This is a genomic window from Ideonella alba (assembly GCF_018069845.1).
Lineage (GTDB): Bacteria > Pseudomonadota > Gammaproteobacteria > Burkholderiales > Burkholderiaceae_C > Ideonella > Ideonella alba.
The window spans coordinates 38,696-48,367 of record NZ_JAGQDD010000028.1 but is presented as its reverse complement, the minus strand read 5'-3'; the positions used below and the strand labels follow the sequence as shown (position 1 = coordinate 48,367).

Sequence of the window (9,672 nt, the reverse complement as noted above, 5' to 3'; positions counted from 1 at the left end):
CTCAGGCCTTGGCTGAATCCACCGTTGGCGTACTGCAGCAGGCATGGCCCATCGCGGCCAACGGCCGCTGTGGGCAGCAAGCGGTCCATCAACGTTTCTTTGACCCACCACAGACGCGCGCACTGAACCATCCGCCTCCGCGGCCGATACGAGGCCATGGCCGGGTTGCGGGTGCAGTCCGGGCCCGAAGCTTCATGACCAGGGAGGTTCGTGATGGGTGCGACGTGGCGCTTGATCGTGGGCGGGGTGCCCAGCGGGCTGGACCGGCAGGAGCTGGAAGCGTTGCTGGCGCCGTGCGGGGCGGCGCGGCTGGACGTGCATGAGTCGGCGGGCGGGCCGGGTGAATCGGTGGTGGTGGTCCGCATCGGCACCGACCTGCGCCTGGCCGAGCGACTGCGTCAGCGGGTGGGCGGGCGCAGCATCCAGGGCCACAGGCTGTGGACCTGGCTCAGCCGACGACCGCTGCATTGACCTGGCGCAACCAGCGAAGCGCGCGAGACACACGGGCTTGACATCGCCCGGTTGGAATGGGCTTGGACGGTGCCGATCGGCCCGTTGACCTCGAAAGGAACCACCATGCTTCGCTCCCCCGCATTCAAGGCTGGTGCCGCCGGCCTGTTCGCCCTGTGCCTGGCCGGCGCTGCGCTGGCCGCGCCCGGCTGTCCCGACGCTGGCCGCCCATGTGACGGCCATGCCGCACGCGCCCAGCACGCCCGCATGAACGGCGATCCGGCCGAGCATGCGGCCCGGCACCTGGAGCGCCTGAAGGCCGACCTGAAGCTGCAAGCCGGCCAGGAATCGGCCTGGACGGCCTTTGCCGCCCAGGTGGCGGAACAGGCCAAGGCGGCCCGCGCCGAGCGCGACGAGATGGACAAGCTGGCCGGCAGCGCCACCGCCCCCGACCGCCTGGCCGCGCACATCGCCGCGCTCAAGCGCCGAACCGCCGCGCTCGAGGCCGGCCAGCCGGCCATGACGGCGCTGTACGCGGTGCTCAGCACCGAGCAACGCGCCGTGTTCGACCGCGAGGCCCCTGGCAGCCGCCCGCCGCGCGGCCCGGGTCGCTGACCCGGCGCACCGGTGGCGCCTCAGCGCCGCCGCGCCACCCAGCGCGTGACGAAGCCCGGGCCCTGGTGCCCGGTGCCTTCGAACAGCGGCACCTCGCCCTCGAAGGCCTCGATCTCGTCGAGCACATCGCCCATCTCGGCGCGCAGGTCGGCCAGCGTCAGCAGCATGTCCGGGTCCTTGGGTCCGCCGCTGGTATAGCCCTGCAGCTGGCCCGGGTGGAAGCCCTCGACGATGCACCAGCCGCCGGGTGACAGCAGCCCGGCCAGCTGCGCATGCGCCACGCGCCGCACGGCCGAGGGCAGGTGGCAGTAGACCAGTACCAGCGCGTCGAAGCGTTGTTCAGGCGGGGTCCAGGCGGACAGGTCGGCCCAGCGCGCCTCGTAGCGCCGCGCCACGCCACGCTCGGCGGCCAGGGCCCGGGCCTTGGCCAGGCCGTTCTCGGCGTAGTCCAGCGCCAGCACCTGGTGGCCCTGGGTGGCCAGCCACACGCCGTTGCGGCCCTCGCCGTCGCCCGGCACCAGCACCTGCGAGTGCGGGGCCAGCAGCGCGGCCTGTCGGCGCAGGAAGGCGTTCGGCTCGGTGCCGTACTTGTGGCCGGGGGCGGCGAAGCGGTCGTTCCACTGGTCTTGCATGGCGTGCGCGGCTGATCGGTCCAGCGGGCATTGTCGGGTCATACTGCGCACCAAACCGCCTGCTGCGCCGCATTGCCCATGAGCAACACCCCTGAAGCCGACGCCGACCGCGCCCCGCGCGCCTTGCCGCCCGACGACCCGCTGCGCGCCGTGCTGCACGACGAGGTGCATGCCCGCCCCTCGGCGCGCATCCGCCTGCCGGCGCTGGTGGTCTTCGTTGCGGTGCTCAACAAGGGCGTCAGCCGCGACGACGAGTGCGCCCACCTGCAGCGCCTGCCCGGCCATGCCCACCTGACACCGGCGGACCTGGCGGGCAACTTCCTGCGCCTGCGTTTTGCCGACCACACGCTGAAGTGGGAGCGCCACACCGAGTTCACCCGCTACGCACTGGTGCAGCCGCTGCCCGACGACGCAGCCCTGGGCGCGGTGCAGCCGGCGCTGCTGCCCGGGCTGCGCATCGCCACCGACTGGTGGCAGGCGATTCCCGGCCGCACCGTGGCCGCGGTGCAACTGGTGATGGTGAACCACCCGATCGAGGACCCGCACGCGGCGCTGGCGCTGGGCCAGCGCTGGTTCGGCGGCAAGACCGTGGTGGCCTCGCTGATGGGCAATGGCGAGGCCGGCAACGGCCACTCGATCGCCATCACCAACTTCCGCCGCACCGATGACGGCTTCGAGCGCATGCTGGTGATCGCTCCGCCGGGCACCAGCGAGACGCGCGCCGGCCGCATCTCGCAGCGCCTGCTGGAGCTGGAGATCTACCGCCTGATGGCGCTGCGCGGCCTGCCGCTGGCCAAGGAGCTGGCGCCGCTGCTGGCCGGCAGCGAGGACGAGCTGGCCTCGGTCACCGCCCGGCTGGAGGCGCGCAGTGCCTCTGAGGCCGAGCTGCTGGACGCGCTGATCCACGTCGCCGCCCGCATCGAGCGGGCCACCGCCGAGCACGCCTTCCGCTTCTCGGCCACCCAGGCCTACGACGCGCTGGTGCGCCAGCGCATCGCCGAGCTGCGCGAGCGGCCCATCCCGGGCACGCAGACGATCGGCGAGTTCATGCAGCGCCGCCTGTCACCGGCGATGGCCACGGTGGCGGCCACCGCCGGCCGCCTGGCCTCGCTGAGCCAGCGCACCGAGCGCGTCAGCGCCTTGCTGCGCACCCGCGTGGACATCGCCACCGAGACGCAGAACCAGCAGCTGCTGGCCAAGCTCACCCGCGGGCAGCAGCTGCAGCTGAACCTGCAGTCCACGGTGGAGGGCCTGTCGATCGCGGCCATCTCGTACTACGTGGTCAGTCTGCTGCTCTACGGTGGCAAGGCGCTGAAGTCGCTGGGCCTGCCGATCAACCCCGAGATGGCGGCGGGCGCGCTGATCCCGCTGGTGCTGTGGGTGGTCTGGAAGGCCACGCAGCGCGTCCATGCCCGGCTGATGGGCGACGCGCATTGACCGGCACGCTGGCCCTGGTGGGCGCCGTGGTCGGCGCCGTGCTGGCGCTGACCGGCGCCGGCGGTGGCGTGCTGGCAGTGCCGCTGCTGGTGTTCGCCACCGGCCTGAGCGTGCAGCAGGCGGCACCGCTGGCGCTGCTGGCGGTGGGCGTGGCGGCCGGCACCGGCGCCTGGCTGGGCTGGCGCGAGGGCGTGCTGCGCTACCGCGCCGCCGCGCTGGTCGGCGGCCTGGGGCTGCTGACCGCGCCGCTGGGCGTCTGGCTGGCGCAGCGCCTGCCTCCCGAGCCGCTGCTGCTGGGCTTTGCGGGGGTGATGCTGCTGACGGCGCGCCGCATGGCGCGGCGCGACCCGGTGCGCGACGGCAGCGAGGCCCTCGACGGCCGGCCCTGCCGCGTCAACCCCGACGAGGGCCGCCTGCACTGGACCGCGCCCTGCGCCTGGGTACTGGCCACCACGGGTGTGGCGGTGGGCCTGGTCGGCGGACTGCTGGGCGTGGGTGGCGGATTCGTCATCGTGCCGGCGCTCACGCGGGCCACCGACCTGGACACGCGCAGCATCACCACCACCTCGCTGGGCGCGGTGGCGCTGTCGGCGGTGGGCGGACTGGCCGGGGCCTTGCAGTTCGGCCAGCTCGATGGGCTGCAGGCCGGCGTGTTCAGCGGCTCGGCGATCGTCGCGCTGCTGCTGGGCCGGCGCGTGGCGGGGCAGTTGCCCTCACGCACGCTGCGCCGGCTGTTCGCCGCGGTGTGCGTGGTGGTGGCGCTGCTGCTGCTGGCGCGGGTGCTGCTGCGCTGATACCCAACAGGGTATCATCCCGGGGGGCTGCAAGGCCTTCACCGTCGCCGCACAATCACCGGCTGCAGGCCGCTCTTCCCCCTCCCCCATGGCGCATCCCACTCCCCTGAAGTTCCTCCAGCCCGGCTGGTACGCGATCCCGATGGGCCTGACCGGTCTGGCCCTGGCCTGGCTGCGCGCCGCGCCGTTGATGGGCGAGATGGCCACCGGCTTTGCGCTGGTGGTGGGCAGCCTGGCGGCGCTGGTGTTTGTCACGCTGCTGGTCTTCACGGTGCTGCGCGGCCAGCGCCACCCCGAGGCCTGGGCCGAGGACCGCAGGCACCCGGTGCGCCATGCCTTCATCGCCACCCTGCCGGTCTCGGCGATGCTGCTGGGCTCGCTGGCGGCCCAGCTGGGCGTGCAGCATCCGCTGGTCAGCGCGCTGTGGTGGGCCGGCTCGCTGGGCCAGCTGGCCACCACGCTGTGGGTGATGGCGCGCTGGTGGACGCCCGCCGCCCAGGGCGGCCTGAGCTGGATGGCGGTGACGCCGGCGCTGTTCATCCCGGTGGTGGGCAACATCATCGCGCCGCTGGGCGGCGTGCCGCTGGGGCATGAGCTGTGGGCGGCGGCGCAGTTCGGCATCGGCCTGCTGTTCTGGCCGGTGGTGCTGGTGCTGCTGCTGGTTCGGCTGGTGGTGCAGGGCCCGGTGCCCGAGCGCCTGCTGCCCACCGCCTTCATCCTGATCGCGCCGCCGGCACTGGCCGGGCTGGGTGTGCTGCAACTGGGGGGTTCCGGCAGCGTGGCCTGGGCCTGCTGGGGGATGGCGGCCTTCACCTTCGCCTGGGTCGGCTATGCGCTGGCCGGGCGCATCCGCAACCTGCCGTTCGCGCTGCCGCACTGGGGCATGAGCTTCCCGCTGGCGGCCTTCACCTCGCTGACGCTGCGCCTGGCCGAGGTGGGCAGCCCGATGGCCGTGGCCGGCCCGGTGCTGCTGGCGCTGACCAGCATCATCATCCTGGGCCTGGCCATGGGCACGGTGCGCGGCCTGCGCGATGGCACGCTGCTGGCGCCCGAGCCGGTGGCCCCGATCATTCCCGTCACTGCCGCCTGAGGAGCCCCCCGATGAAGAACGCCATGGACCTGGTGATGGCCGCCAAGGCACGGGTCAGCGAAGTCTCCGCCGTCGAGGCGCCCGCCGCGCTGCGCGAGGCCGACGTGCTGATCGATGTGCGCGAGGAGTCCGAGTTCGCCGCGGGCCACATCCCCGGTGCGATCCACGCCTCGCGCGGCCTGCTGGAGTTCAAGCTCAGCAGCAACCCGGCGCTGCAGGCCCGCGACCTGAAGGTGCTGCTGTACTGCAAGACCAGCGGCCGCGCCGCGCTGGCAGCGGTGGCGATGCAGGAGATGGGCTACCTCAACGTGCGCTCGATCGCCGGCGGCTTTGACGCCTGGGTGGCCGCCGGACAGCCGGTCGCCAAGCCCGAACAGCCCAACTTCGGCTGAGGCGCACAGTGGGGGCCTTGAAGCTGCGGCACACTGCGCGGCATGACCGCCGCCCCGCAACTGCTCGTGGCCTGCCTGTGCGCCGGCTGGTGCACCACCTGCGACGCCTACCGTGCCACCTTTGACGCGCTGGCCGACCGCCATCCGCAGGCCCGCTTCGTCTGGGTCGACATCGAGGACCATGCCGATGCGCTGGAGGACGATGACGGCCACGCCCCCGACATCCAGAACTTCCCGACGCTGCTGCTGGTGCAGGACGGTACGCCGCGCTTTTTCGGCACCGTGCTGCCGCATGCGGCGGTGGTCGAGCGGATGCTGGCCGAGGCCGCGCGCGCCGCACTGCCGCGATTGAGCGACGCCGGCAGCCAGGTGCTGGCGCGCGCCGTGCTGGCGCTCCAGCACTCAGGCGCGCTGGACTGAGGCCAGCAGCGCCCGCGCCTGCAACCAGGACGGCAGCTCCTCGGCCGGCATCGGCTTGCCGATGTGCCAGCCCTGGGCCTCGTCGCATCCCAGCGCGCGCAGGCGTTGCAGGATGGCGGCGTTCTCCACGCCCTCGGCCACCACGCTCAGGCGCAGGTCGTGGCCCATGCGCACCAGCGCGCCCACCATCGAGGCCTTGTCGGCGTCCTGGTCCATGGTGCGCACGAACAGCATGTCCAGCTTCAGCTCATCCACCGGCAGGTCGATCAGCTGCGCCAGCGAGGTCTGGCCGGCACCGAAGTCGTCGATCGACAGCCGGAAGCCCTCGGCCTTGAGCGCATGCAGGGTCTGCAGCGCGCGCTGCGGGTCGTGGGCGATCGCGCTCTCGGTGATCTCCAGGCACAGCCAGGACGGCTCGGCGCCATGGCGCTGCAGCGCGGTGCGCAGGCGCTGCTGCAGCTCGGGCTTCATCAGGTCGTGCGCCGACAGGTTGACCGAGATGCGCGGCGACAGGCCCTGGGCGCGCAGCAGCGCCGCCTGGCGCGCCGCCTCGTCGACCACCCACAGCGTCAGCTCGTGGATGAAGCCGGTCTCTTCAGCGAAGGGAATGAACTGCACCGGCGGCACCAGGCCGCGCTGCGGGTGCTGCCAGCGCACCAGGGCCTCGGCCGCCACCACCTGGTCGTCGCCCAGGCGCAGCTTGGGCTGCAGGTACAGGCGCAGCTCCTGGCCGCGGATCGCCTGGCGCAGCTCGCCCAGCAGCGACAGCGTCTGGGCGCTGCCGGCGTCGATGGACGGGTCGTAGACCAGCATGCCGGCGGTGCGGCGCTTGCATTCGGTCAGCGCCAGCAAGGCCCGCGCGAGCAGGGTCTCGGTGTCGGCGGCGTGCAGCGGCGCCACCGCGATGCCGATGCCGGCCGACAGGTCCACCGTGGAGCCGTCCAGCACCAGCGCCTGCTCGGTCAGCTGGCGCTGCACCAGGCGCGCCACCTCGCGCGCGCGGGCCAGGTCGGCGCCGGGCAGCAGCAGCGCGAACTCGTCGCCCCCCAGCCGGGCCACCAGCGGGTGGCGCTCGGGCAGGTCCAGCGCCAGCGCGCGCAGACGCTGGGCCACCTGGCGCAGCACCTGGTCGCCGGCCGCGCGGCCCAGCACCTGGTTGACGCGCTCCAGGCGGTCGATGTTGAGCATCAGCAGCGCCGCGCCGCCGTCGCCCGGCAGCAGGCGCCCGGCCTCGTCCTCGAACTGGCTGCGGTTGGGCAGGCCGGTCAGCGTGTCCCAGAAGGCCAGCTGGCGGATGTGTTCGGTGCGCTCGGCAATGCCCTGGCGCATGCCCTCGAAGGCCTGGGCCAGCTCGGCCATCTCGTCGTCGCTGGCCACGGCCGCCACCGGCGTGGCGTAGTCGCCGCGGCCCAGGCGGCGTGTCGCATCGACCAGGCCCTGCATCGGCGCGGTCAGGCGGCGCGCCGTCAGCAGACTGCCCAGCGCGAACAGGCCCAGGCCCAGGCCGCTGACCAGCAGCAGACTGCCCTGCAGGCCCTCGTAGGGGCGCACCGCCTCGTCGATCGACAGCGACAGCACCATCGGCACCGCCGTGTCACCCAGCGCCGGCAGCTCGACGCGGCGCACCTCGAGGGCAGCGCCCGACAGCGTCAGCTCCTGCGCCGCCGGGCCGACCCGCAGCAGCGGCGCCAGCGCAGCCGTGCCGCGGGCCGGGCTGAGCGTGCTGGCCAGCACCTGCTGCGGGCCGATCAGGCTCAGCTCGGCCTGGGCCAGGCGGGCCAGCTCGGGCAGCAGGTCGGCCAGCGGCACGGCGGCCAGCAGCCAGCCGCTGGGCGCTTCGCCGCGCTGACCGATCGGCACCTTCACCACCTGCGAGGGCAGCTCGCCCAGCCGCACCAGGCGGGCCTCTTGCCAGCGCCCGTCGTCCAGGCGTGCGGCCTGCTGGGCCAGCGCGGCGGCCTGCGGCCCCACCGCCGCCAGCAGGCGGCCCTGGCGGTCCAGCACCGCGGCCAGGCGCGCCGGCCGCAGGCGGCCCAGCTTGTCTTCCAGCGCCGAGCGCACGGTGTCGGCATCCACCTCGCCCTGCAGCGTCGACAGCAGGCCGTAGTCGGCGCCCACCGTGGCCGCGGCGGCCTGCAGCAGCTCGCCGCGCTGGCTCAGCTGCTCGCGCAGCAGGGCCTCGCCGTGCGACAGCCGCACGTCGATCAGCCCGCGCGCGCTGCGCTCGATGCCCAGGCGGGTCAGCAGCAGCGACACGCCCTGCACCGCCAGCAGCAGCGCGACGAAGACCAGCACGATGCGCCCGCCCAGGCTGCGCCAGAACGGCCGCGACTTCACCGCGCGGCTCCCGTCAGGCGCACCGACATCTCGGTGTCACCGGCCACGGCCAGCGGCTGCTCGACGCCCATGCTGCCCGCCGGCAGCACCGGATGCCAGGTGCGCAGCCGGTAGCTGCCTGGCGGCACGTCGGCGATCTGCACCACGCCATCGGGCCCGCTGCGGCCGTACCAGGGCGTGTCGGCCACCACGATCCAGCCGATCATGCTGTCGTGGATGTTGCAGCCCAGCACCACCACGCCGGGCTTGTCGAACAGCACCGGCTTCTCGGGGCGGCCGACATAGAGCTTGATCTCGAAGCGCTTGGATTCGGACACCGAGTAGACATGGTGGCGCACCGTGTCGCGGTTGGGAAAGTCCACCCGCGTGCCCACCGGCACCACCGCCACCTGCGGCTGGAAGCGCTTGTCCTGCTGGCCCACCTCGGCACTGGCCAGCGGCCTGGGCGCGGTGCGCCCGGTGGTGGATTCGAGCATCACCACCGCGTCCGACAGCAGCGTGCCGGCCGGGTTCAGCACCGTCACGCGCACGCTGGCCGCCGTCGCCGCGTCCGTCAGGACCGCGGCGGTCAGCAGCAGCGTGGCGGCGCACCTCATGGTTCGATCGCGATGCTGCGGATCGGACCGCCGTCGCCGATCGGGCCGATCAGCGTGGCGCGGCCGGTGGTCAGGTCGATGCGGTAGAGGCGGCTCTGGTCGGTGCGCAGCATCGCCAGCGGCTGGTTCTTCAGGTCGGAGATGTCCAGGTCGGCCTCGACCACGCCGTCCACGCCCAGCGGGCCGACGCTCATCACCCGGCCGGTGTTGGGCGAGACCGGCGGCACCTTGCTCTCGTGCGAGCCCATCATCACCAGCTGCGCCAGACCCAGGTCGATCGCGTAGTTGGTGGTGACCTTCTCGTTGTCCTTGTTGTAGGTGTAACCGGCGGCCACCACGCGCACTGTGTGGCCGGCGTGCGGATCGGTGTTGACGTAGCCCAGCAGCGTGTCGGGGGCGCCGTCGACGACACGGCCGGTGTCGGGGTGCACGCGCAGGTTCTGGCCGGCCTCGGTGACCACGCGCAGGCGGTCGACCGTGGGGTTGAAGTCGATGCCCACGCGCGCGCCCAGCAGCGGCCAGCCGATGCCCGTGCCCACCGGGCTGGCCGCGCACTGGGCGGTGTCGATGGTGTAGAGCTGGCCGCTGCGGCCCAGCGCATAGAGCTGGCCACGCGCCACGCGGTAGTCGATGCCCAGCAGCTGCTCGCCCGGCTTCAGGCCGCTGATCGCGCACTGGCTGACCAGGGTCTGCGGTGCGGCGGCGGCAAAGCCCAGCAGGCGATGGTCAGGGGTCAGCGCTCGCACGAACTCGCCGCCGCTGCCCCCGCTGGCGGCCGGCGGCGTGGCCGGGATCGGCAGCAGGCTGCAGCCACCCAGCGCCAGGGCGGCGAGTGCGGCGAGGGTCGGGAGCAGGCGCAGCGGCATGGCGGGTCCTTGATGTGACTGAAAGTAACACAGCGCTGTGGGG

11 protein-coding genes are annotated in these 9,672 nt (G+C 73.3%); 7 read left to right on the top strand and 4 right to left on the bottom strand.

Translation table 11 applies throughout. The annotated features are described in order from the left end of the window. Positions 1–213 precede the first annotated feature (213 nt). Both KAK03_RS23340 and KAK03_RS23335 read left to right on the top strand, forming a co-directional pair. Entirely contained in the window at positions 214–471 is a 258-nt protein-coding gene (locus tag KAK03_RS23340) for a hypothetical protein (RefSeq protein WP_210857086.1), read from the top strand. 105 nt (positions 472–576) lie between these two features. After that, positions 577–1,065, top strand: coding sequence for a Spy/CpxP family protein refolding chaperone (locus KAK03_RS23335; RefSeq protein WP_210857085.1), 489 nt, complete (start codon positions 577–579; stop codon positions 1,063–1,065). A gap of 20 nt (positions 1,066–1,085) precedes the next feature. On the opposite strand, the gene KAK03_RS23330 is transcribed toward KAK03_RS23335, so the two are convergent. Further along, positions 1,086–1,697: an SAM-dependent methyltransferase gene (locus KAK03_RS23330; protein ID WP_210857084.1), complete on the bottom strand. Its 612-nt coding sequence runs from the start codon at positions 1,695–1,697 to the stop codon at positions 1,086–1,088. Positions 1,698–1,775: 78 nt separating this feature from the next. Here KAK03_RS23330 and KAK03_RS23325 point away from each other — a divergent pair, with 78 nt between their 5' ends. The 5 genes from KAK03_RS23325 to KAK03_RS23305 all read left to right on the top strand — a co-directional run bounded on the left by KAK03_RS23325 (position 1,776) and on the right by KAK03_RS23305 (position 5,830). Then, positions 1,776–3,134: a DUF3422 family protein gene (locus KAK03_RS23325; RefSeq protein ID WP_210857083.1), complete on the top strand. Its 1,359-nt coding sequence runs from the start codon at positions 1,776–1,778 to the stop codon at positions 3,132–3,134. After that, entirely contained in the window at positions 3,131–3,928 is a 798-nt protein-coding gene (locus tag KAK03_RS23320) for a sulfite exporter TauE/SafE family protein (RefSeq protein ID WP_210857082.1), read from the top strand. The genes KAK03_RS23325 and KAK03_RS23320 overlap by 4 nt, the downstream gene beginning before the upstream one ends. Before the next feature lie 88 nt (positions 3,929–4,016). Continuing rightward, on the top strand, positions 4,017–5,018 hold the full coding sequence (locus KAK03_RS23315; RefSeq protein ID WP_210857081.1) for an SLAC1 anion channel family protein: 1,002 nt from the start codon (positions 4,017–4,019) through the stop codon (positions 5,016–5,018). An 11-nt stretch (positions 5,019–5,029) separates the two neighbouring features. Next, positions 5,030–5,410 carry a rhodanese-like domain-containing protein gene (locus KAK03_RS23310; protein WP_210857080.1) on the top strand — a complete coding sequence of 127 codons (381 nt, stop codon included), beginning with the start codon at positions 5,030–5,032 and terminating at the stop codon, positions 5,408–5,410. A gap of 42 nt (positions 5,411–5,452) precedes the next feature. After that, positions 5,453–5,830: a thioredoxin family protein gene (locus KAK03_RS23305; protein ID WP_210857079.1), complete on the top strand. Its 378-nt coding sequence runs from the start codon at positions 5,453–5,455 to the stop codon at positions 5,828–5,830. Here KAK03_RS23305 and KAK03_RS23300 read toward each other — a convergent pair. Genes KAK03_RS23300 through KAK03_RS23290 form a run of 3 tightly spaced genes read right to left on the bottom strand, consistent with a single transcriptional unit; the run spans position 5,813 to position 9,629 of the window. Further along, positions 5,813–8,167 carry a putative bifunctional diguanylate cyclase/phosphodiesterase gene (locus tag KAK03_RS23300; protein WP_210857078.1) on the bottom strand — a complete coding sequence of 785 codons (2,355 nt, stop codon included), beginning with the start codon at positions 8,165–8,167 and terminating at the stop codon, positions 5,813–5,815. The genes KAK03_RS23305 and KAK03_RS23300 overlap by 18 nt on opposite strands. Beyond that, positions 8,164–8,763 (bottom strand): methylamine utilization protein, encoded by a 600-nt coding sequence (locus tag KAK03_RS23295; RefSeq protein ID WP_210857077.1) that lies wholly within the window; start codon positions 8,761–8,763, stop codon positions 8,164–8,166. Before KAK03_RS23295 ends, KAK03_RS23300 begins: the two co-directional genes overlap by 4 nt. After that, positions 8,760–9,629: a DUF4394 domain-containing protein gene (locus KAK03_RS23290; RefSeq protein ID WP_210857076.1), complete on the bottom strand. Its 870-nt coding sequence runs from the start codon at positions 9,627–9,629 to the stop codon at positions 8,760–8,762. The genes KAK03_RS23295 and KAK03_RS23290 overlap by 4 nt, the downstream gene beginning before the upstream one ends. Positions 9,630–9,672: the final 43 nt, after the last annotated feature.